Origin of the sequence: Streptomyces cyaneofuscatus (genome assembly GCF_000718135.1) — a bacterium.
In the GTDB taxonomy this organism is placed as follows: Bacteria; Actinomycetota; Actinomycetes; order Streptomycetales; family Streptomycetaceae; genus Streptomyces; species Streptomyces cyaneofuscatus.
Map to the genome: position 1 here is coordinate 39,846 of NZ_JOEM01000024.1, position 22,362 is coordinate 62,207.

16 protein-coding genes are annotated in these 22,362 nt (G+C 71.1%); 9 read left to right on the plus strand and 7 right to left on the minus strand.

The annotated features are described in order from the left end of the window. Nucleotides 1–7: 7 nt before the first annotated feature. Nucleotides 8–1,939, minus strand: coding sequence for an AAA family ATPase (locus IF17_RS0130940; RefSeq protein WP_030573087.1), 1,932 nt, complete (start codon nucleotides 1,937–1,939; stop codon nucleotides 8–10). Between the two features lie 359 nt (nucleotides 1,940–2,298). Beyond that, nucleotides 2,299–2,928: a uridine kinase family protein gene (locus IF17_RS0130945; protein WP_030573090.1), complete on the minus strand. Its 630-nt coding sequence runs from the start codon at nucleotides 2,926–2,928 to the stop codon at nucleotides 2,299–2,301. 186 nt (nucleotides 2,929–3,114) lie between these two features. On the opposite strand from IF17_RS0130945, the gene IF17_RS0130950 reads away from it, so the two are divergent. Continuing rightward, a complete protein-coding gene (locus tag IF17_RS0130950) occupies nucleotides 3,115–4,485 on the plus strand; it encodes a peptidase C39 family protein (protein WP_030573092.1) in 1,371 nt (456 codons plus the stop codon). 93 nt (nucleotides 4,486–4,578) lie between these two features. Beyond that, complete coding sequence (locus tag IF17_RS0130955; RefSeq protein ID WP_030573094.1) at nucleotides 4,579–5,361, plus strand: SAM-dependent methyltransferase; 783 nt, start codon at nucleotides 4,579–4,581, stop codon at nucleotides 5,359–5,361. Nucleotides 5,362–5,417: 56 nt separating this feature from the next. On the opposite strand, the gene IF17_RS0130960 is transcribed toward IF17_RS0130955, so the two are convergent. Both IF17_RS0130960 and IF17_RS01000000136770 read right to left on the minus strand, forming a co-directional pair. Next, nucleotides 5,418–6,959 (minus strand): PepSY-associated TM helix domain-containing protein, encoded by a 1,542-nt coding sequence (locus IF17_RS0130960; RefSeq protein WP_030573096.1) that lies wholly within the window; start codon nucleotides 6,957–6,959, stop codon nucleotides 5,418–5,420. A 168-nt stretch (nucleotides 6,960–7,127) separates the two neighbouring features. Further along, nucleotides 7,128–7,793, minus strand: coding sequence for a hypothetical protein (locus tag IF17_RS01000000136770; RefSeq protein ID WP_030573100.1), 666 nt, complete (start codon nucleotides 7,791–7,793; stop codon nucleotides 7,128–7,130). A gap of 253 nt (nucleotides 7,794–8,046) precedes the next feature. Between IF17_RS01000000136770 and IF17_RS0130970 the strand changes: the two genes are divergently transcribed. Beyond that, complete coding sequence (locus IF17_RS0130970) at nucleotides 8,047–9,333, plus strand: MFS transporter (RefSeq protein WP_244890563.1); 1,287 nt, start codon at nucleotides 8,047–8,049, stop codon at nucleotides 9,331–9,333. A gap of 19 nt (nucleotides 9,334–9,352) precedes the next feature. On the opposite strand, the gene IF17_RS0130975 is transcribed toward IF17_RS0130970, so the two are convergent. Next, nucleotides 9,353–10,195: a helix-turn-helix transcriptional regulator gene (locus IF17_RS0130975; protein ID WP_157851187.1), complete on the minus strand. Its 843-nt coding sequence runs from the start codon at nucleotides 10,193–10,195 to the stop codon at nucleotides 9,353–9,355. Nucleotides 10,196–10,529: 334 nt separating this feature from the next. On the opposite strand from IF17_RS0130975, the gene IF17_RS0130980 reads away from it, so the two are divergent. From IF17_RS0130980 to IF17_RS0131000, 5 genes are all read left to right on the plus strand, one after another. Continuing rightward, complete coding sequence (locus tag IF17_RS0130980; RefSeq protein ID WP_030573107.1) at nucleotides 10,530–14,660, plus strand: amino acid adenylation domain-containing protein; 4,131 nt, start codon at nucleotides 10,530–10,532, stop codon at nucleotides 14,658–14,660. Between the two features lie 48 nt (nucleotides 14,661–14,708). Next, nucleotides 14,709–15,698 (plus strand): DMT family transporter, encoded by a 990-nt coding sequence (locus IF17_RS0130985; protein WP_030573110.1) that lies wholly within the window; start codon nucleotides 14,709–14,711, stop codon nucleotides 15,696–15,698. Continuing rightward, a complete protein-coding gene (epsC, locus tag IF17_RS0130990; RefSeq protein ID WP_030573112.1) occupies nucleotides 15,695–16,312 on the plus strand; it encodes a serine O-acetyltransferase EpsC in 618 nt (205 codons plus the stop codon). Before IF17_RS0130985 ends, epsC begins: the two co-directional genes overlap by 4 nt. Before the next feature lie 123 nt (nucleotides 16,313–16,435). Further along, on the plus strand, nucleotides 16,436–17,437 hold the full coding sequence (gene cysK / locus IF17_RS0130995; protein ID WP_032772873.1) for a cysteine synthase A: 1,002 nt from the start codon (nucleotides 16,436–16,438) through the stop codon (nucleotides 17,435–17,437). A 6-nt stretch (nucleotides 17,438–17,443) separates the two neighbouring features. Further along, the gene (locus IF17_RS0131000) at nucleotides 17,444–17,941 is read left to right on the plus strand and encodes a cupin domain-containing protein (RefSeq protein WP_018512512.1); all 498 of its coding nucleotides are present in this window, start codon (nucleotides 17,444–17,446) and stop codon (nucleotides 17,939–17,941) included. A 101-nt stretch (nucleotides 17,942–18,042) separates the two neighbouring features. On the opposite strand, the gene IF17_RS0131005 is transcribed toward IF17_RS0131000, so the two are convergent. After that, nucleotides 18,043–19,188, minus strand: a complete 1,146-nt coding sequence (locus IF17_RS0131005) for an LLM class flavin-dependent oxidoreductase (protein ID WP_030573116.1) — start codon at nucleotides 19,186–19,188, stop codon at nucleotides 18,043–18,045. Between the two features lie 201 nt (nucleotides 19,189–19,389). After that, nucleotides 19,390–20,661, minus strand: coding sequence for a glycoside hydrolase family 18 protein (locus IF17_RS0131010; RefSeq protein WP_030573118.1), 1,272 nt, complete (start codon nucleotides 20,659–20,661; stop codon nucleotides 19,390–19,392). Between the two features lie 387 nt (nucleotides 20,662–21,048). On the opposite strand from IF17_RS0131010, the gene IF17_RS0131015 reads away from it, so the two are divergent. Next, the gene (locus IF17_RS0131015) at nucleotides 21,049–22,221 is read left to right on the plus strand and encodes an acyl-CoA dehydrogenase family protein (RefSeq protein WP_030573121.1); all 1,173 of its coding nucleotides are present in this window, start codon (nucleotides 21,049–21,051) and stop codon (nucleotides 22,219–22,221) included. The last annotated feature ends 141 nt before the right edge of the window (nucleotides 22,222–22,362 follow it).

Consider the following 22,362-nt stretch of genomic DNA (forward strand, 5'->3'; position numbering starts at 1 on the left):
ACAGGGCTCACACCCCGCCCGGCTCCTGCTTCCCCCGCCCCACCGGTCCGCGCCCGGACAGCACCTCGCCGTACGCCTGCATCAGGTCCGGCAGCCGGAGCGTGGACAGGTCCTCCCGGCTCAGCGTCCCCGGGTAGCCGGAGAGCCGCAGATCGCGGTAGGCGCAGCTCTTCTCGTACAGCGTGCGCAGGAAGCGGCCGTTGCCCAGCTCGTCGATCCAGCCCTGGTCCACCACATGGCCGCTGATGGAGCGCAGCTCGTCGACCGCCTCCTCGTCCCACACGTCGTCGTTCTCGGCGGCCAGCACGCTGCCGATCGCGGTGAGTTCGAGCGGGCGGTAGCTGGGGAAGTCCACCCGGCTGGTGAAGCGGGAGGAGAGCCCGGGGTTGGTCGCGAGGAGGCGGTCCATGCCCTCCGGGTAGCCCGCGAGGATGACGACGAGGTGGTCCCGGTTGTCCTCGGCCCGCTTCAGGAGGACCTGGAGGGCCTCGTCGCCGTACGCATCGCCCTTGCTGTAACCGGAGTTGGCCAGGCTGTACGCCTCGTCGACGAAGAGCACCCCGCCGAGCGCCGAGTCGATCAGCTCGTTGGCCTTCACCGCCGTCTGACCCAGGAACTCGCCGACCAGATCGGACCGTTGGGCCTCGATCAGATGGTCGCCGCCGAGCAGCCCCAGCGCGTAGAAGACCCGGCCCAGGATGCGGGCGACCGTCGTCTTGCCGGTGCCGGAGGGGCCCGAGAAGATGAAGTGGCGCTTCGGCGGCTGCACCGGGAGCCCCTGCTCGGCCCGCAGCCGGGCCATGTTCAGCTGTGCGGAGAGCGCCTTGACCTGCCGCTTCACCGGCTCCAGGCCGACCATGCGCTCCAGTTGGGCAAGCGCCTCGGCCAGCAGGACGGGATCGCTCGGCCCGGCCGGGAACGGCGGCGGCTTCCGCGTCTTCGTCCGGCGTACGCCCTCGACGGGACCGGCCGAGGAGGGCGCCGGGCCGTCCCCGCCCCCGTCCCCGTCGCCGAGCAGCCCGGCCTCGCCCATCGCCCACGGCTCGCGGCCGTCCACCAGATCCGTCCCCAGGTTCGCGTCGCCGTCCGGAAGCGTCTCGGCACCCGCGCCTTCCGCTCCTCCCGCTCCGAAGCCGGTCAGCATCACGGCGGCCAGGTCGGCGGACTCGTCGTACCCGTCGCCTTCAGAGATCGCCGCCAGGCGGGCCGAGGTGTCCATGAACGCCGGGTCGACCCGGTGCACCGCCCGGTACAGCGGTAGCGCCGCCGCGCTGCGCCCGGTGCCCTCGTGGGCCCGCGCCAGCCAGTAACGCAGCTCCTTGCGCTGGGGCTGCTCGCTGCGACACCGCATCAGGGCGGCGGCGAGGAGCGGTTCGGCCTGCCCGTACATCTCCAGCCGGACCCGGGCCATGCCCCCGAAGAGGCCGGCCTCTATGCCGAGCATCGGGTCGTCGACGAGCTGCTCGGTGTAACGGACCAACTGTTCCCAGTCCTTGACCAGATACGAGCGGCAGGCGTGCAGGAACCGCACCTGCGCGTCCGCGTCCACCGGCGGCAGCCCCGCCAACGCCCGGTCCAGCTCCGGCACATGGCGTCCGTCCAGCCAGTGCGACGCGTGGGCGAGCAGCAGATCGCGCGGGCTCTCCAGCAACGGCTGCACCCACCAGCCCAGCCAGTACCAGGAGTTGAGCGGGCGGCGGTGCCGGGCCCGCTGCTCGCCGAAGCGGTCGCGGTGCCGGTACATACGTAAGAGCGCGGTGGCGGTGTCGATGCGCAGCGCGTGGAGGCCGAGCCAGCCGTCCGCCATGCCGGGATCGATCCGTACCGCAGCTCTGAACTCCTCCTCCGCCTGCGGGTAGGCGCCCATCGTGTAGGCGTCCATGCCACGCAGCCAGGCGAGGTCGGCGGGGGCTTGTGCGCCCGGTGTGCCGATGTCCATCAGGTCCCCCACGCCAACCGTTCCCCCAGGATGTCCCGCCCGCACAGCATGCCCACCTGAGCGTGCCGAATCACTGCGCGGAGGAAGGGAATTGACCGCACCGAGGGGCATCGTACCTGCGCACGGGGGAGAAGGCCGGTCAGCGGGGGACCAGACGGGCGGTGACCGAACGTGAGCGGATCGCTCTGCGTGGTCGCCGGGCGGCGGTGCGCGCACAGAACGAAGCCCCCGATCACGGGGGAACAACCGGGGGCTTCGCGTCTGCGGGGGCTCCGAAAAGCCGCACAATGAGAACGTAAGACCAGTACGGCCCCTCGGTCAAGCCGAGTTGGGGCACTTCCGGACTGATTTCCGACTGCTCAGTACGGGGGAGTCCGCTGCCTACCGTCGGTGACGAAACGGTTCGCTCCCGCTGTCGAGCCGGGCCCCTCCTGCCATGCGTACCCCTCGGGCGACTGACGTACCAGCACATCGGCGTACGGGCGTGAAGGGTCGTCGGCGAAGTGCGCCTCCTCGGCGGCGGTCCACCCGTCCCAGAACTCCGTGAGCCCCGCGCCGTCCCGCGCCCTCCCGCGCCCCCAGGACGCCTCCCGCTCCAGCTCCATCCAGCACAGCGCCGCCAGCCACGGCCGCACCTCCCGGCGCCCCGCCCCGACGCCCTCGACCAGCACCACCGGGGCCGGCTCCAGGCTGCGCGCCGGGCCGAAGCGCCGCTCGGTCCAGTCGTACGGCGCGTACCGGGCGGACTCGCCGCGCGCGAGGGGCAGGAGCACCTGGTCCCGCAGCCGCCCGACCCAGCCGAACAGCTCCTCGTGGGTGGCGAGATCGTCCAGATGGAGCACCGGCGCACCACCCAGCGTCTCCGCCAGCCGCCCGGCGAACGTGCTCTTCCCTGACCCCGCGTGCCCGTCCACCGCGACGAGCCGGACCGGCCCGCAGGAGGCGGGGAGCGAGCGCAGGGTGTCGGCGTGGCGGGCCAGGTCGGTCATGGCCCCAGGGTACGGGCCCCGAGGCCGCCGCCCCGGGCCCACCGCAGGTCACGCCAGTGGTCCAGACCCATATTGGTAGCGCGGCACAGGCCGAATCACTGGCCCGACCGAGCCGGGAGACGGGATAGTTGGCCCACCGATCGGCATCCGCAGCCCCACTCCCACCCATGACCGGGGGTCTCGCCCATGACCAGTCCGACCTCACGCAGGACCGTCCTGACCGCCGCGCTCGCCACAGCCGCCGCCGCGGGCACCGCAGCGGCGGCCGGACCAGCGGCAGCAGCACCGGCACCCGCATCGACGCCCTCCGCACCCCAGGCAGCCGCACCCCTCGTGGACAACCGTTTCTGGCACACGTACACCGACTGGCGCTGGGGCTCCGGCGACGGCACCCGCGTCCTCGCCGGCACCCGCCCCGGCCTGGCCATCGCCACCCCCGCCGGCCGCACCGACTACACCGACCCCCACACGGGCAGGGCGGCCGCCTGGGAGTACGCCACCTGGACCTCGCCGCTCCACCGCTCCGCCGTCCCCGCCACCGAGCTGATCACCTCCTGGAACGCCCGTACGCCCGCGGGCACCTGGATCGCGATCGAGCTGAGCGCCACCTATGCCGACGGCACGGCGACCCCCTGGTTCGTGATGGGCCGCTGGGCCTCGGGCGACGGCGACATCCGCCGCACCTCGGTGGACGACCAGGGGGACCCGCACAGCTCGGTCTGGACAGACACGCTCTCCGTGGACGACGCGGCGAGCGGCGTACGGTTCACCGCGTACCGCCTCCGCCTCACCCTGTACCGCACCCCCGGCACCCGCCTCACCCCCACGGTCCGGCGCGTCGGCGCGATGGCCTCGGACATCCCCGACCGCTTCACGGTCCCGGCGACCACCCCCGCCCACGCCCGCGAACTGCGGGTCCCGCGCTACTCGCAGAACGTCCACATCGGCCAGTACCCCGAGTACGACAACGGCGGCGAGGCCTGGTGCAGCCCCACCTCCTCGCAGATGATCATCGAGTACTGGGGCCGTAAGCCCACCGCCGAGGACCTGGCCTGGGTCCGGCCGGGCCTGCCCGACCCCCAGGTCTGCCACGCCGCCCGGTACACGTACGACTACCAGTACGGCGGCTGCGGCAACTGGCCCTTCAACGCCGCCTACGCCGCCACCTACCGCGACCTGAACGCGGTCGTCACCCGCCTCGGCTCGCTCACCGACCTGGAGCGGCTGGTTCATGCCGGAATTCCCGTCATCACCTCGCAGTCCTTCCTCCAGGAGGAGCTGCCCGGGGCGGGCTACGGGACGGCGGGCCACCTGATGACGGTGGTCGGGTTCACCCCAGGGGGTGACGTGATCGCCAACGACCCCGCCTCCCCGAGCAACGAGGCGGTACGGCGCGTCTATCCGCGGCGCGACTGGGAGAACATCTGGCTGCGCACCAAGCGCTACGACGCGAGCGGCCGGGTCAGGAGCGGTACGGGCGGGGTCTGCTACGTGTACTGGCCGTCGGGTCCGACGCCGGGGCAGCGCCGTGCGCTGCGCTCGCTCGGTCTGCTGTGACGCCGTCCCTGCTGTGACTCCGTCCCTGCTGTGGCTCCGTCAAGGAGGTGTTGGGGCAGGGGAGTTGATCGGACGTTGCGATAAGTTGACGGGGTGACCGACATCGAATCGCGCATCGACACGACCCGGCCGCACACCGCCCGGATATGGAACTACTGGACCGGTGGTACGGACAACTACCCCGTCGACCGGGAGGCCGGAGACCGGATCCGGGCGTTGCACCCCGGCATCGGGGAGTACGCGAAGGCGGACCGGCTGTTTCTGGGACGGGCGGTGCGCCACCTGGCGGGGCAGGAGGGCATCCGGCAGTTCCTGGACATCGGGACGGGGCTGCCGAGCGCCGACAACACGCATGAGGTCGCCCAGCGCGTCGCCCCCGACGCGCGGGTCGTGTACGTGGACAACGACCCGCTCGTCCTGGCGCACGCCCGTGCGCTGCTGGTCGGGACGCCCGAGGGGCGCACCGACTATCTGGACGCCGATCTGCGGGACATCGACACGATCCTGGCCGCCGCGGCGAAGACGCTCGACCTCTCGCAGCCGGTCGCGCTGATGCTGCTCGGCGTCGTCATCTTCATCGAGGACGACGAGGAGTCGTACGCCATCGTCCGCCGGCTCCTGGATGCGCTCGCCCCCGGCAGCCACCTCGTCCTGTCCCATACGGTCACCCACCCCGACATGCCGGACGTGGACGAGGCGGTGGCGTTCTGGAACGAGCACGGCACCCCGAAGCTCACCCAGCGGACCCCCGCCGCCGTCGCGCGCTACTTCGACGGCCTGGAGCTGCTGGAGCCCGGGGTGGTGTCCTGCTCCGCGTGGCGGCCGGAGACGCCGGCGGCGGACGTCGCGATGTACGCGGGCGTCGGGCGTAAGTGACGTCATGGTGAGGCGCCCGGCCGGGCGGTCCCGGCCGGGCGCCTCGTACCGGACACTCAGGCGGTACGCCGCTGTCGCCTGACCGCCCCCACCACCACGTCGACCACCAGGAACCCGGCCAGGGTCACCCCCAGGACGGGCAGCGCCCAGCCCAGGGCGATGACCGCCGGGATGCCCAGGACGAGGACCGGGAGCGGGAGCCGTCGCCACGCCCCGCGCTCCGGGGCCCGGCCGACGAGCGCCCGGCGGTCGTCCCGGGTGGGGCGCCGCTGCCACCACATGCGGTAGCCCCAGACGATCACGGCCGTCAGGCCCAGGGCGACCAGCGCCAGCACGATCTGGTTGACGACCCCGAACAGCACGCCCATGTGCCCCTGCACGCCCAGCTTGCTGAGCTTGGACAGAGCCGGGTGGTCGGCCCAGTAGGTGCGCGAGGTGATCTCGCCGCTGGAAGTGTCCACCGCCACCCGGTCGTAGTGCACCGGCCAGACGTTGTCGTTCTGCGCCACGGTCCACGCGCTCGCCGCGTCCGCCGCGGGCGTGACCACCACCGTGCCCCCGAGACCCGCGTCCCGTGCCGCCGTGAGGGCCGTGTCGAAGTCGGCCGGGTCGGCGTCGGCCGTTGCTTCGCCGCCGCCGTGGCCGGCGTGGTCCGAGTGGTCCTCGACGGGGGCCTGAGCACCCGGGAGGGCGGTGTCGAGGGCCGGGGCGTTGCCGTTCGCCGCGTCCAGCAGCCGCCCGAACCGCTCACCCGCGTAGTTCGACCAGGTGAGACCGGTGGCGCTCAGGAAGAGCAGCGCCAGCGCCAGCCACACCCCGGTGGCCGCGTGCCAGCTGCGCGTCCGGCGCACCCCGCGGGCCTTGCGGTCCGGCAGCAGCGCGCCCCGGGCCGACTTCGCACGCTGTCCCCGGCTGCGCCCGAGCCACAGGACGAGGCCGCCCAGGACGGTCACCCCCAGCCAGCTCGCGGCGACCTCGGAGTACAGGCGGCCCGTCTCGCCGAGGTTGAGGTTGCGGTGGAGGTCGTCGAGCCAGGTGGTGAGGGGCGTCGACCCGAACCAGGTCGTCAGCTCACCCCGCACCTCGGCGGTGTACGGGTAGACGAAGACCGTGCGCTGCTTCTCGCCCAGCTCCGGCACCGCGAGCACCACCCGCGTGGTGTCCTCCGGGTCCGGCGGGGTGACCACCGACGCCACGGTGCCCTCGGGGTACGCCGCCCGCGCGGCGGCTATCTGCTCCGCGAGCGGACGGGGTGCGTCCCCGACCTTCTCGACCCGCAACTGGTCGCCGTACAGGAGCTGGTCGAGCTGGGGCGTGAAGGTGTAGGCCAGTCCGGTCAGCGCGGCCACCAGCAGGAAGGGGGCGACGAGCACACCGGCGTAGAAGTGCAGCCGGACCAGGAGGTGGCGTACGGCCTCCCAGGAACGGGCCGGGCGCTGCGGGTCGGAGCCGGGATCGTCGGTCGCTGCCACAGGGCCCTCCGCCGTGGCGACGGCGGGTTTCGCGAGGCCGTCCGGTCTGTCGCCGTCCGGCTCGCCCTGCGCGGTGCCGGTCGGGTCATGGTCGTTCTGCGGTATTTCTTCGGTTCTGCGAGACATGCGTGCTCCTCGGAGGGCAGGCGGGAGGGAGACTCCGTCGACCTGCCGGTGGGGGCCGGGTTCTGCCCGGGCGGTGGGACGCGGTGGCGTTGGCGACCCGGCGGTTCCCGTACGCACGCCTCAGGGCGCCGGATCACCTCCGGCGCTCGCGGCTGGCTGCGGGGCCCGTCAGGCCGCAGTCGCCGCCGGCGGCCCACGCCGGAGGCAGGACCGGGCGAGGAGCGCCCCGAACCGGATCCGCGCGACCACCGGCGGCACCGGGCGCGTCCGGCGCAGGCAGGGGAGGGGAGGAGCGGTCCGGAGGGCGACGCGGGGGACGAGCAGGGCCGCGAGGCGCCGCAGCACCCGCTCCCCGTAGATCACGAAGAGGGCCGTTCCGAGGGTGGCCGCCGCATGGGCGAGGGCCATCCCGGGGTCCGTGGCGTGCCCGCCGTCGTGGCCGCCGGACGGCCCGGCCGCGTGGTGCTCGCGTCCGGCGGTCATGGCGGAGTGTCGGCCTCCGCCGGGCGCCGGGAGGAAGTGGAAGGCGCCGTGCAGGGCGAACTGGGTGGAGCCCAGCACCAGCGTCACGACGTCGAAGCGGCGCCGCCAGCCGCCGAAGAGCAGGGCGCCCTGGAGGCTGAGCGCGAGAAACAGGAGGGCGAGCACCCCCGCGCCGGGCAGGCGTCCGCCCGCCGCGACATGGCTGACGGCGCCGAGAAGCAGGCAGGCGGAGCCGCAGAGCAGGCCCCTGGCCGCTCGCGTCGGCCAGCCGCCCCGTGCACGCGTGGAGACAAGGTAGCCAGCCCCCTCGCGCGCTCCGACCCGGGGGTCTCCGTCACGGTCTCTTCCCATGGGGCAGTAGTCGGCCAGGTGGCCGAAAAAGTTCCCGCACGCATACCGAAAAGATTCCTGTCCGAAAAGCGGCAGATCTCCCGTCCGGGCGGCGAACGTTGCCGCCGTACGAACACCGTGTTGCCCGGCTCCCGAAACGCCCGCCGCGCCTACGCGCGTGCCCTATGCTCCGACGGCGGTGCGGCGGATACGGCACCGGCCCCTGACCCGTCATCGGAGGACCGACCATGCCGAGGCCCCCGTGGTCCGCAGCGTGAACGCGCGAGCAGCCCGGACGGCGGCCGCGACCGGCACGAGCCGCCTGCTCACCCGGCCGATGCTCCTGCTGCTCGTGGCCTCGGTCGGCGGGATGGGCGGCTTCTACCTGCTGCTGTCGGTGCTTCCTCTTTACGCGGCCACGGCCGGCGGAGGCGGCGTGGGGGCGGGGCTGACCACCGGCGCCATGATGCTGGCCACGGTCCTGGCGGAGCCCGCGGTTCCGTGGGCCCTCGCACGGTTCGGCCACCGCGCCGTGGTGGGCGCGGGCCTGCTCCTGCTCGGTCTCCCGTCGGCGGTGCTGTGCCTGTGGTCCTCGTTCCCGCTGACGCTGGGCGTCTGTCTCGCGCGCGGCGTGGGTCTGGGCATCGTCGTCGTCGCGGGGACGGCACTGGCGGCCGAACTCGCGCCGCCCGGACGGCGGTCCGAGAGCCTGGGCCTGTACGGGGTGAGCCTGGGCGTCCCGTCGGTGCTCGGGCTGCCCGCCGGGGTCTGGCTGAGCGACCGCCTCGGCTTCGAGCCGGTCTTCCTCCTGACCGCCGCACTGACGTTGCTGGCCCTCCCGGCCGTCGCGGGGCTGCCCGCGCGGCGGGCAACCCGGGGCGAACGGCTGAGCGGAGACCCGGACGGCCGGAAGGGGGACCCGGGCGGCCGGAACGGGGAACTGGGCGGCCGGAGTGAGGACCCGGGCGTCCGTAATGGAGCCCCGGACGGCCCCCTCGGTGCCGCGGTGAACCGGTCGCTCGTCCGGCCGACGCTGATCCTGGGAGCCGCGACGTTCGCCTCCGGTGTCCTCGTCACCTTCCTGCCGCTCGCCCTGCTGGGCGGGCCGTCCCACCTGGCGGTGGTGGCCCTGCTGGTCCAGGCGTCCGTCGCGCCCCTCGCCCGCTGGGGCGCCGGGTGGTGGGGCGACCGGCACGGGAGCTCGTCGCTGCTGCTGCCCGCGGTGCTCGCGGTCGCCCTCGGCACGGCGGGGCTCGTACGGCTGGAGAGTCCGGTGATGGTGATCGTGAGCATGGTCCTGTTCGGCGCGGGGTTCGGCGCGGTGCAGAACCTGACCCTGGCCACCATGTTCGAACGCGTCCCCCGCTCCGGATTCGGCCGGGTGAGCGTGGTCTGGAACCTCGCCTTCGACGCGGGCATGGGTCTGGGCGCGGTCGGGTTCGGACTGCTGATCGACCGGACCGGCTACCCGTGGGGTTTCGCCGTCACCGCCGTGCTCCTCCTGGCCGTCCTGGTGCCCGCCTGGCACGACAGGAGATACGTGCAGGCCGAGACCACATGAGCGGCCTCCGGCGCCCGCCTCACTTGAGCAGCCCCCGCTGCGCGGCGAGATACCCCGCCTGGAACCTGCTCTCCGCGCCGATCGCCTCGAAGATCTCCGCCACGTACTTACGGCAGGTCCGCAGCGACACCCCGAGCCGCCGCGCGATCGTCTCGTCCCGCGCCCCCTCACTGAGCAGCCGGAGAACGGTCCGGTGCAGATCGCTCAGCTCCGCCGGTTTCGCCCGGCCGACCTCGACGGCGTGGGCCCGTCCCCAGGCATGGTCGAACGCCTCGCAGAGCAGCGTCACCACCGACCGGTCCCTGACCACGGCGGCGCCGCCGGCAACCCGGTGATGGGGTACGAAGGCAACGGACCGGTCGACGACCATGAGCCGCCCGAACAGCTCGGCGCTCGTGCGCACATGAGCTCCCGCCGCGGTCACCCTGCTGACGTGGGAGCGGGTGGGCGGGTGGTGGAGGGACGACTCCCGGTACAGGAACCGGAGCCGGACCCCGCGGCCGAGCAACTCGACATCCCTCGCCGTGGCCGGCCCCACCTCTTCCGCCGTGCCGACCTCGCCCGGCTGCGCGCTGATCACCTCGCTCCTGCATCTGGTCATGGCCTCCTCGCTGAGCAGCGCCGCCTCCGCGGGCGAGTCGAAGACTTCGATCGCGTCCCCGCTGCGGTGGGCCGTGGAGAGGATCGAGTAGACACGGGAGAGTTCGTCGAGATTCCGCCGGGAGCCGCTCAGGTCGGCCACCTTCCGCCGCAGCCGGGATTCGGCCGACGCCAGGCCGGCCGCGGCGATCTGCGGATCGAGCGCACGCCACCGCAGGGCCGTGTCGTCCCCAGCTCTTTCGGAGCCTGTCTGTAACTCCATCAAATGTACGGAAACCAGGCTGTCCAGTGAGTCCCTGGCCTCGCACTGCGTCAACCCCAGGAGGTCAATTGTTTCAGCGATCGAAACATACCCCCGGGAAACCGACCATTTGTAAACACGAATGGCGGTCGCATTAAGCCGGTGGTCGGCCTGCGTGTCGCCGATAAAGTCGTTTCTGTCCATCTTTACCCCCGTGCAGGTTGCTGTTTGCAGCATCATGGCCCCATGGGTGGTTGAATGCAAGGTGCGGAGTGAGAGACCCTTACATGGGCATGATTCGGCCACCCATTCCGTGGCTCCCGAGCCCTTTTTTCTTTCGAGGCGAAAGAAGACCATGGCCATCAATGACGTCGACCAGACGGAACGTGATACCGCCGGAGAACAGAGCCTCCCTCATCTCCTTCTGCGGCAGGTGCGGGACCATCCCGACCGCACAGCTGTCGTTCAAGGGGACGAGCACCTCAGCTACCGCGACCTTGCCGCCCACAGTTCGGTCATCGCGGATTATCTGCTGAATCTCGGGATCGTTCCCGATGATTCCGTCGGGATCTTCGTCGAACCGTCGATCGAATTGATGACGAGCATCTGGGGCGTCCTCCTCGCGGGCGGCGCCTACCTCCCGCTCTCGCCCGAATACCCGGAAGAACGCCTGCGCTACATGATCGAGGACTCCGGGGTGCGCGTGGTCATCGCGTCGGAGGAGCTCAGGCCGAGACTTTCCCTGCTGGCCCCGCCCGGCACCATGGTCATCAGCCCGGCCGGCGCGGCGGCGGCCCGTACCTCCGCCGGCCCGCCGCCCGCGTGGACGGTGCCCGCGGACCTCACGCCGGCTCATCTCGCGTACGTCATCTACACCTCGGGCAGCACGGGAAAGCCGAAGGGCGTGATGATCGAGCAGCGCGGCATCGTCAACCAGATGCGCTGGCTGGCGGAGTCCGGGGTGCTGGACCGCTCGACCACCGTCCTGCAGAAGACGCCGATGAGCTTCGACGCGGCGCAGTGGGAGATCCTCGCCCCCGCCTGCGGAAGCACGGTCGTCGTGGGCGGTCCCGGCCTGTACCGCGACCCCGAAAGAATCATCGACACCGTCATCAGGCACCGGGTCACCGCACTGCAGTGCGTCCCCACACTGTTGCAGGCGCTTCTGGACACCGACGACTTCCGCACCTGCACCTCGCTCACCCGGGTCTTCAGCGGCGGCGAAGCGCTTTCCCGGAACCTCGCGCAGAAATTCGTGGAGACGCTGCCCGGGAGCGCGCTGACCAATCTGTACGGGCCGACCGAGACCACGGTCAACGCATCGGCTTTCACGGTCGACCGACGAACGCTCGCCGAGGGCCCGCAGGTCATCTCCATCGGCAGGCCGGTCCGGGGAACCCGGTTCCATATTCTCGACAAGCACCGCAATCCGGTGGGTTCCGGTGAAGTCGGCGAGCTCCACATCGAGGGAGTCCAGCTCGCCCGCGGATATCTGAACCGGCCGGACCTGACCGCGGAAAGATTCATCGAGCACACCGTCGACGGTGAAGACGTCCCGGTCAGGCTGTACCGGACGGGAGACCTCGCCCACCGGGACGACGACGGTGCCGCCCATTTCGCCGGCCGGGCGGACAATCAGATCAAGCTGCGCGGATTCAGGGTCGAACTGGACGAGATACGGCTGGCGATCGAGACCCACGACTGGGTCAAGAATGCCGCGGTCCTCGTCAAGGAGGACACCTCCACCGGATTCCAGAACCTGATCGCCTGCATCGAGCTGAGCCCCAAGGAAGCGGCGCTGATGGACCAGGGCCGTCACGGCGCCCACCATCAGTCCAAGGAGAGCAAGCTCCAGGTGAGGGCCCAGCTCGCGAATCCGGGTGTGCGGGAGGACCAGGACGCCGACGGCAGGGTGACGGTCGATCTCCCCGGCGCGGTCCCCACCCCCGAGCAGCGGCAGCTCGCCTTCGGCCGGAAGACCTACCGGTCCTTCGACGGCGGTGACGTCACCGCGGCCGACCTTCTCGCCCTGCTCGCGGGACCCGACGGACCCGACGGACCCCACGAGCCCGCCGGGGCATCCCGGGACGTCGGCGCGCTGGACCTGGCCGAGCTCGGTGAACTCCTGCGCAACTTCGGGCAGTTCATCAGCGAGGAACGTCTCCTGCCGAAGTACGCCTACGCGTCACCGGGCGCCCTGTACGCGACCCAGCTCTACCTGGAAGCCGACGGCATCCCCTTCCTGCGCCCCGGATTCCACTACTACCACCCGGTGGAGCACCGGCTGATCCTGATCAGCCCGAAGCCGGAGACCCCGGGGGCGGCGGCGCGGATCAGGCTGCACTTCGTGGGAAAGCGCCGGGCCATCGAGCCCGTCTACAAGAACAACATCGCCGAGGTCCTGGAGATAGAGGCGGGCCACATGGCCGGTCTCTTCGACCGGGTGCTCCCCGCCTACGGACTCGGCCTGGCGACAGGGACGTACGAACCGGCCACCCTGGACCGGCTGGACTGCGCCGACGAGGACTTCTACCTCGGGACGTTCGAGGTGCTCCCGCTCACCGCCGTACGCCCCGGACCCCCCGCCGAGATCTACGTCCAGGCGCACGCCGACAAGGTCGCCGGTCTGCCCGAGGGCCAGTACCGGTACCGGAACCGTGGGCTCGAACGGATCTCGGACGCGCTGATCCACAAGAGACATGTCATCGCGATCAATCAGCAGGTGTACGAGAGGTCCTCGTTCGGGATCACCGTCATCAGCCGCGCACGGGAGACGTGGCTCGACTACATCGATCTCGGCCGGGCGCTCCAGCACCTCCAGATGAACGACCTCCACATCGGGCTGATGTCCGCCGGATACAGCTCGAAGACCGGACACGACCTGCCGGCCGCGGTCAGGATGACGGGCATTCTCGGGGCTCTGGGGGAGAAGGCCGGAGCGTCGTACTTCTCCGTGGGCGGGCGCATCAGCGAGGGGCAGCTGCGCAGCGAGGGAATGCGCGAGGACATCGTGCACATGAAGGGGCCGGCGGAGATCGTCCGGGAGGATCTCAGCCGCTTTCTGCCCGACTACATGATGCCGAACCGGGTCGTCGTCATGGACGCACTTCCCCTCTCCGCCAACGGAAAGATCGATGCGAAGGCGCTCGCGTCCTCGGAGCGGATCGCCGCCGCGACCACCGATCGCGTCTTCGTCGCACCCCGGACGAGGACCGAGGAGCGGGTCCGGGACATCTGGGAGAAGGTGATGAAGCGCGACGGCACCTCGGTGCACGACGACTTCTTCGCCTCCGGCGGAAATTCCCTCCTGGCCGTCGGCCTCGTCAACAGGATCAACCGGGAGTTCGGGAGCTCGCTGCCGCTCCAGATCCTGTTCGAGTCGCCGACCGTCGAGAAACTCGCCCTCGCGCTCGAAAGCACCGACACCGAACCCGCCTCGCGGCTCGTGCGCCTCCATTCCGAAAGCACCGGAAATCCGGTGTTCTGCTGGCCGGGCCTCGGCGGCTACACCATGAACCTGCGGTTCCTCGCCGGGGAACTGGACATCGGCCGCCCGTTCCACGGAGTGCAGTCCTACGGAATCAACCCGGGGGAAATCCCTTACGCCACCATCCAGGAGATGGCCGCCGCGGATGTGCGTGCCATCCGGCGGCTGCAGAGAACGGGCCCGTACACGTTATGGGGGTACTCCTTCGGCGCCCGCGTGGCCTTCGAGGCCGCCCACCAGATCGAGCAGGCGGGCGGGACGGTCGAGAACCTCTTCCTGCTGGCCCCCGGATCCCCCGTCATCCCGCAGACGAACGCCGACTCCCTCGCGCACGGCGACGACCCCGTCTACACCAACAAGGCGTATGTGCGCATCCTCCACTCCGTCTTCGCCGGCACCATCACCGGCGAGGAGGCGGACGCCTGCGTGGCGTACGCCGAGGACGACGACAGCTTCACGGAATTCATCCGTGCGGAACGGCCGGACCTCGACACCGAACTGGTGAAGAGAATCATCCAGGTGGTCCGCCGCACCTTCTCCCTCCGCTACACCTTCGAGGAACTCCGGGAACGGAGGATCAAGGCACCGGTCACGATCTTCAAGGCGCGCGGTGACGACTATTCGTTCATCGAGAGCAGCCAGGGATATTCCGAGGTGGAGCCCGATGTGGTCGAACTTTCGAGCGGGCACTACACCATGCTCAGAAGCCCCGGACTGAAGGAACTGGTCCAGCAGATCCGCCACCGTATCTCCGCGAGGAAAGAGGAAACCGTCGTGCCGCACGTCAACATCAAATTCTTCCCCGTCCCCCTCAGCGAGGACCAGCGTTCGGAGCTGGTGGAGGCGGTCACCAGGGCGGTGAAAAGCGCCTTCCGCTGCGACGAGGGAGTGATATCGGTCGCCCTCGAACCGGTGGAGAAAGAGGTGTGGAACGAACGCGTCTACCTGCCGGAGATAGTGCAGCGAAAGGACCTGCTGCACAAGACACCGAACTACTGAGGTGTTCGGTGAAACACGAATGAATTCCGTATCCCAAAGGGAGGGTGCATGAAGAACGCAACCGTCGGCCGGTTCCTGCTGCTGGCATTTCTGTGGGGAGGCAGCTTCACCTTCATCAAGGTGTCCCTGGACGGGCTGACCCCCGGTCAGCTCGTGCTCAGCCGACTGGTGCTCGGCGCCGCCGTGCTGCTCGCCATCGTCGCGTTCCGCAAGATCGGCCTTCCCCGGTCCGCCGGCGTCTGGGGCCATGTCGCCGCCGCGGCCCTCTTCGGCAACGTCATCCCGTTCCTGCTGCTCTCCTACGGCGAACAGACCACCGGGGCCGGGATCGCGGGCGTCCTCATCGGGGCGACCCCGCTGCTGACCCTGACGATCGCGGCCGCGGCGCTGCCCACCGAGCGGGCGACCCGGCGCAAGGTGCTCGGCCTCCTCATCGGATTCGCCGGTGTGGTGGTCCTGATCGGGCCGTGGACCGACGCCCTCGGCTCCTTCGGCGGCCAGCTCGCCTGCCTCGGCGCCGCACTCAGTTACGCGTGCGGCTTCGTCTACGTACGCAAGTTCCTCTCCCCGCTCGGTCTCGCCCCGATGGCCGCCGCGGCCTCCCAGCTCCTGGCCGCGACCGTGCTGCAGGCCGTCGTCACCCCCTTCCTCACCTGGCACACCCCGGAGTTCACCCTCAAGGTGACGCTCAGCATCGTCGCGCTCGGCCTGTTCAGCACCGGCCTGGCGTACGTGCTGTACTTCCGGCTCATCGGCGACGTCGGCGCCACCACCGCGTCGGCCGTGAACTACGTGGTCCCGGTCGCCTCCGTGCTCATCGGCGTGGTGGCGCTCGGCGAGTCCGTCACCTGGAACCTGCTGGTCGGCGGCCTGGTCGTGCTCGCGGGTGTGGCGTACGCGGAGAACCGGCTGCGGCAGCTCCGCTCCAAGGAACCCGCGCCGGCGGCTCCGTCGGCGGCCTCCGAAGCCGAGACCGGAGCCGCGGCGGCCGAGCCGGTCGCGGGCAGCCGCCGGAGCGGCGCGGAGGAACCGCGGTGAGCCCGCCCGGGCTCTACCGCCGGGCGGTCGGCGACCTCGACATGATCAGGTCACGCGACCCGTCGGTGCACTCGCGCACCGAGGCCCTCCTGCACCCCGCCGTCCCCGCCGTCTGGGGCCACCGCGTCGCGCACCGGCTGCACCGGCGGGGGCTGCGCCGCACCGCGCGGCTCGTCTCCGTCGCCGCGCGGCTGGCGTCGGGCGGGATCGAGATCCACCCCGGTGCCCGGATCGGCCGCGGCTTCTTCGTCGACCACGGCGCGGGAGTGGTGATCGGCGAGACCGCCGTCGTCGGCGACGACGTCACGGTCTTCCACCAGGTCACGCTGGGCTCGGTCGGCTGGTGGCACGACGAGGCCCGGCCGCGGGACGCGCGCCGCCACCCCGAGGTGGGCGACCGGGTGGTGATCGGCGCCAACGCCACCCTGCTCGGGCCGATCACCGTCGGGCACGACACCGTCGTCGGCGCCCAGGCCCTGGTCGTCCGCGATGTGCCGAGCCACTCCCGGGTGCTGGCACCGATGGCCGCCGTGCCACGCCCGCTCCGCACCCCGCAGCGGCCCCACCCGCCGCGAGGGACGAGGGAGGTGTCCGTCCTCTTCCCCTCCTGGTGACCCGGTCCTGGTGATCCCTCCGGGTGACCGTTCCTGGTGCCCCGCGCCGGGGTGAACGCTCCTGGTGCCCCGCCCCCGGTGACCCGCGCCGGGGCGACCCGATCCACCGAAACGGAGAAGCCCATGCCCGTCCCGGACCGACGCAGGCCCGCATCGTCGCTGGACGATCTGATCGGTTCCACCCCCACCATCCGGCTCGACCTGGGCGGGACGGCCTCCGGCACGACCGTCTACGCCAAGCTGGAAATGGCGAACCCCCTCTCCAGCGTGAAGGACCGCACCGGGCTGTACATGCTGGAGGCGGCCGAGAAACGCGGTGAACTGATCCCCGGCCGCTCCACCGTCGTGGAGGCCACCTCGGGGAACACCGGTATCTCGCTCGCCGCCCTGTGCGCCGCCCGGGGCTACACCTGCGTCATCGTGCTCCCGGACAACGCCACCAACGAACGGGTCCAGTTGCTGCGCGCGTTCGGCGCGGAGGTCGTCCGGACCCCCCACGAGCAGGGCTACACGGCGGCGATCGAGAAGGCCCAGGAGATCCACCGCGAGCGGCCGGGGTCCTGGTTCGCCTGCCAGCACGAGAACCCGGACAACGTAGCCGCGCACTACGCCACCACCGGACCGGAGATCTGGAACGACACCGAGGGCACGGTGGACGTCCTGGTCTGCGGCGTCGGTACCGGAGGCACCCTGAGCGGCACCGCCCGCTACCTCAAGGAGCGGAACCCGGACCTCAGGGTGGTCGCGGTCGAGCCGGTGCGCTCTCCCGTCCTCAGCGAGGGCTGGGGCGGCCTGCACCGCATCCCGGGGCTCAACGGCGGGTTCGTCGCCGACACGACGGATGTCGGGGTGATCGACGAGGTCGTCACCGTCTCCGACGACGAGGCCTTCTCCACCGCACGTTTCCTGGCCCGCACGTTCGGCCTCCTGGTGGGCGTCTCCTCCGGAGCCGCGGCCCACGCCTGCCGCCTCCTGGCCGAGCGGCCCGACCACGCCGGCAAGACCATCGTCACGGTCTTCCCCGACACCGGCGAGAGATATCTGTCCCTGCTGGAGGCCGCCGCCGACGAGGAGTCGGCCGGCCAGGCGCGGGACACCGAAACCGTCGCGAAGATTGAGGAGTGAGTCCGGATGACCATGCTTCCCCGCATACTGCTGCCCGGTGAAGGCGAAGCGGTGCAGATAGGCACGACCACGAAGACCACGTTCAAGGCCGTCGGCCATGAGACCGACGACCGCCTCGGCCTCTTCGAGCACCGCATGGAGCCGGGCGCCCCGGGCGCCTCGCCGCACATCCACCGCGAACAGCTCGAAGCCTTCTACGTCCTGGACGGTGTCGTCGAACTGCACCTGGACGGGGAGACGTTCGCCGCGCCACCGGGCACCTACGTGAACGTCCCCGAGAACATGTCGCACGGGTTCCGCAACCCTTATCAGGACCAGGCGACCATGCTGATCATCTTCACGCCCGCCATCAACCGCGAGGAGTACTTCCGGGGACTGGCCGAGCTGTACGCGGACGGGAACCGGCCCACCGAGGACGAGCTGCTCGACCTCATGGCCCGCTACGACCAGTTCGAACTGACCCTGGACGGGACGACCTCCCGCCCCGGGTGGGGCAGGCACTGACCCATGCCGCTCCCGGTGGGCCTCCGCCCCTCAGGGGAGGCCCACCGGACGCACCGCAGACCCCGGACCGGCCGTGCGCCCCTCACCCGGCCGTGCGCCCCTCACCCGGCCGTGAGGTCCCATTCCGCGGCGAGCAGCTCGAAGCTGCGCACCCGGTCGGCGTGGCCGTGCGTGATCGTCGTGACGATCAGCTCGTCCGCCCCCGTGGCGTCCCGCAGGGTCCGCAGCTGCTCGGCCACCTGGGGTGCCGTGCCGATGAACTGGGTCGCGGTGCGGTCCGCGACCAGCGCCCGGTCCTCCTCGCTCCAGATGTGGTGGCGGGCCTCCTCCGGCGTCGGGAACGCGATGGCGCCCTCGCCGCTGCGGATGCTGCGCACCCACAGGCCGTATCCGGTGGCCAGTTCGCGGGCGGTGCCCTCGTCCTCGGCGACCACGACATCGGCGGAGACGCTCACATAGGGCCGGTCCAGTCCGGCCGAGGGCTTGAACGCCTGCCGGTACCCCTCGACGGCCTCCAGCACCGTGCCCGGGCTGACGTGGTAATTGGCCGCGAAGCGGAGGCCGTTGGCACCGGCCACCTGCGCGCTGATACCGGCGCTGCTGCCCAGGACCCACAGTTGCAGCGCGGCGCCTTCCCCTGGCACCACCTGCGTCTCGAACCCCGCGTCGGGTGCGTAGGTGCCCGCCAACAGGGCCAGGATGTCGTCCACTTGCTCGTCGTACGCCTGCGACTCGGCGCCCGGCAGCTGGAGCAGCTTCCGGTGCAGGGCGAGGCGCGGTGAGCGCAGCAGGTGCTCGTTGGAGTAACGCTCCGGTACGAGCAGCCCGTTGGGGGCGCGTCCGTCGATAGTGGCCGCCGCCTCCGCCGCCCCGTCCGCCACCGGCGTACCCCTCTCCGCCGGCCCGCCCGAGCGCCCGAGCCCCAGGTCGAAGCGGCCCGGGTGCACCGCGTCCAGCAGTCCGAACTCCTCCACCGCCGACAGGGCCGTACGGTGCCCGAGTTGGAGCGCTCCGGAGCCGAGCCGGATGTCCGACGTCACCGCCGCGGCGAGCGCCAGCAGCACGGCCGGCGAGGTGCCCGCGACCCCGGGGTTGAGGTGGTGCTCGGCGAACCAGTAGCGGCTGTAGCCGAGTTGCTCGGCCCGGCGGGCCAGGTCGAGACTGTTGCGTAACGCCTGTCCGGCGCTCGATCCGGTGGAGACCGGCACGAGGTCCAGGACGGCGAGAGGCGTACGGGCGGTGGCCACGATGGGGTTCCCTGTGCAGCAAGAGGCAGCGGTACGGAGCCGGTCTGGCCGTAACGTACGGAGGCCGCCGGAAGAGCGTCAATCACTTCCCGGACCTGGCAACGCAACCTTCATGTGCGGCTCCGGCGCGAGGACGCCGAGGACGCCGAAGGGGCGGGGCGCCTGTCCGGCACCCCGCCCCCGCACTCCGCGTGACGGCTCCTAGCTGATCGCCTTGATCAGTTCGCCGTTCGTGGTGTCACCGCTCAGCTCCCAGAAGAACGTGCCTCCCAGGCCCTGTTCGTTCTTGTAGTCCATCTTGGTGCCGATGGTCTCCGGGGTGTCGTAGCTCCACCAGTCGTTCCCGCAGTGGGCGTACGCCGTACCGGCCACCGTGCCCGAGACGGGGCAGCTGCCCTTCAGGACCTTGTAGTCCTCGATGCCGTCCTCGTACGTGCCCTTCGCCGCGCCGGTCGCGCTGCCGCCCGGCTCGGTCTGGGTGACGCCCGTCCAGCCCCGGCCGTAGAAGCCGATGCCGAGCAGCAGCTTCTCCGACGGGATGCCCAGCGACTTCAGCTTGGAGATCGCCGCGTCGGAGTTGAAGCCCTCCGTCGGGATGCCCGGGTAGGAGGTCAGCGGGGAGTGCGGGGCCGTGGGGCCCTGCGCCGCGAACGCGCCGAAGAAGTCGTACGTCATCGGCAGGTACCAGTCGAGGTGCTGCGCCGCGCCCGCGTAGTCCACCGCGTCGATCTTGCCGCCGTCGGAGCCGTCCGCGGTGATCGCCGAGGTGATCAGGTTGTCGTTCCCGAAGGACTTGCGCAGCTCGCCGAGCAGCTCGCCGTAGGCGTCCCGGCCGCTCGTGTCACAGGTCAGACCGCAGGCGTTGGGGTACTCCCAGTCGATGTCGATGCCGTCGAAGACATCGGCCCACCGCGGGTCCTCCACCAGGTCGTAGCAGGACTTCGCGAACGCGGCGGGGTTCTGCGCGGCCTCACCGAACCCGCCCGACCAGCTCCAGCCGCCGAACGACCAGAGGATCTTGATGTCCGGGTGGAGCTCCTTCAGCTTGCGCAACTGGTTGAAGTTGCCGCGCAGTTCCTGGTCCCAGGTGTCGGCGACCCCGTCGACGGACTCCTCGGCCGTGTAGGCCTTCTCGTAGTCGGCGTAGGAGTCGCCGATCGTGCACTTGCCGTTCTGCACGTTGCCGAAGGCGTAGTTGATGTGGGTGAGCTTGTCCGCCGAACCTGACGTCACGATGTTCTTGACGTGGTAATTGCGGTCGTACGTGCCCCAGTTGGTGAAGTATCCGATCACCTTGTCGCCGGCCGCTGTGGGGGCGGCCTCGGCGGCGGGGGCCGCGGGAGGCTGCGCGGCGGGGGCCGCGCCGGCCGGGGACATGCCCGCGACGCCGAGCAGGGTGGCGCCGAGCGCCGCCGTACAGGCGGCCGCGGCGAGCGCCCGGAGCCGGGCGCGGGGACGGTGCAGTGTGAGCATCGTGGCTCCTCGTGGGGGAGGGCTGGTGCGTAGGGGGTGCGGGCCGAACACCGGGCCGTACGCGCCCGGTTTGGCATGAACGCGGTAAGGCGTTCGCTGGAACCGTAGAAGGACTAGACCAGTTGGGTCAATGGTTCGGACCAATTCGCGGATCTTCGCGGACCGCTTCCACCCCTCCGACCAGCCCGTCACCCCGTGACGGGAGGCATCCGATCGGGCATACTCAACCCGCCACAGCCGCTGACCCGCGCCCCCCGAGACCCGGGAGGGCAGGATCGGCTGGGCAGTCTGCTTTTCCCGGCTCCGTTCCGGGAGATCACCCGGCGGCGCCTCTCACACCCCGAGCGCGCGACCGTCGCAACGCCCGACAGGGAGGAGAGCGCCGTCATGTCCGACCGTGCCCCGCAGCCGGTGGAACGCCGTCTGCCCACCGAGGAGTCCCGGCAGCTCGTCGCGCTCGTCCGCGACATCGTGTCCAAGGAGATCGCCCCCCGGGCGGCCGAGGAGGAGGACGCGGGCCACTTCCCGCGCGAGGTCTTCACCCTCCTCTCCGAATCCGGCCTCCTCGCACTTCCCTACGGCTCCGCCCACGGCGGCGGCGAACAGCCCTACGAGGTCTACCTCCAGGTGCTGGAGGAGCTGGCCGCGGCCCGCCTCACCGTCGGCCTCGGCGTCAGCGTCCACTCCCTGGCCTGCCACGCGCTCGCCGGTTACGGAACCGAGGAGCAGCAGGCCGCGCACCTCCCGGCGATGCTCTCCGGCGGACTGCTGGGCGCCTACTGCCTCTCCGAGCCCGCCTCCGGCTCCGATGCCGCGTCCCTCCGTACCAAGGCCGTACGCGACGGCGAGGACTGGGTCATCACCGGCACCAAGGCGTGGATCACCCACGGCGGCGTCGCCGACTTCTACACCGTGCTCGCCCGCACCGGTGTGGACGGCCCCCGCGGCATCACGGCCTTCCTCGTCCCCGGCGACGCCGACGGGCTGAACGCCGCGCTCCCCGAGAAGAAGATGGGGATGAAGGGCTCGCCCACGGCCCAGCTCAACTTCGACGGAGTACGGGTCGGTGACGACCGCCGCATCGGCGCCGAGGGCCAGGGCTTCGCCATCGCCCTGTCCGCGCTCGACTCCGGGCGCCTGGGCATCGCCGCCTGCGCGATCGGGGTCGCCCAGGCGGCCCTGGACGAGGCCGTGCGGTACGCCACCGACCGGCGCCAGTTCGGCCGTCCCATCGCGGACTTCCAGGGGCTGCGCTTCATGCTCGCCGACATGGCCACCCAGATCGAGGCCGGCCGGGCGCTCTACCTGGAGGCGGCACGGCTGCGCGACGCGGGAGAGACGTTCTCCCGCCAGGCGGCCATGGCGAAGCTCTTCTGCACGGACGCGGCCATGCGCGTGACCACCGACGCCGTCCAGGTGCTCGGCGGCTACGGCTACACCCTCGACTTCCCGGTCGAGCGGCTGATGCGTGAGGCCAAGGTGCTCCAGATCGTGGAAGGCACCAATCAGATCCAGCGCATGGTCATCGCCCGTCACCTCGCGGGTCCGGAGACCCGCTGACCCTCAGGGGGTGTCCGACACCCGCTGAGGGGCGGTCGCACCAGGCGGGGAGCGCGGCGGCCTGGTTCCACTCCTGGTCGCGGTAGCCCGGTACGGTCCGGCCGCTCCCGCGCCAGTCCCGCAGCAGGGCGCTGTAGATGG